Raw genomic sequence first — 309 nt, 5'->3', positions numbered from 1 at the left:
GGAACGCAAGGCAGATTTGCTCGTCGCCGGCGCATACGGCCATTCGAGGCTACGCGAATTCATCTTGGGAGGGGTTACACGGTCCCTGTTGACCCGCCTCGAAATGCCCACTGTCCTTTGCCACTGACTGCGGTGCGCGCGGCGCGTTGCTGATGACCGAAACATCGATCACTGCCCGGAGAAGAGCGTCCTCTGCGGGTGTCAAGTATCAAAGGCTCGCACAGACCATCGCAATCGCCAAAAATCTGATGCGACAACTAGCACTTGGGAAGGAATCAATGAACCTGCGCGACGTCTGAAGGCATCGGC

At 57.9% G+C, this 309-nt stretch carries 1 protein-coding gene; it reads left to right on the top strand.

The features are described 5' to 3' along the window. Positions 1-127: universal stress protein (locus AF337_RS41255; RefSeq protein ID WP_160320399.1), on the top strand; the 127-nt coding region annotated here is incomplete at its 5' end. Positions 128-309 lie beyond the last annotated feature (182 nt).

This window comes from Rhizobium ecuadorense, assembly GCF_001187535.1.
Lineage (GTDB): Bacteria > Pseudomonadota > Alphaproteobacteria > Rhizobiales > Rhizobiaceae > Rhizobium > Rhizobium ecuadorense.
This window is presented reverse-complemented; position numbering and strand designations above follow the sequence as displayed.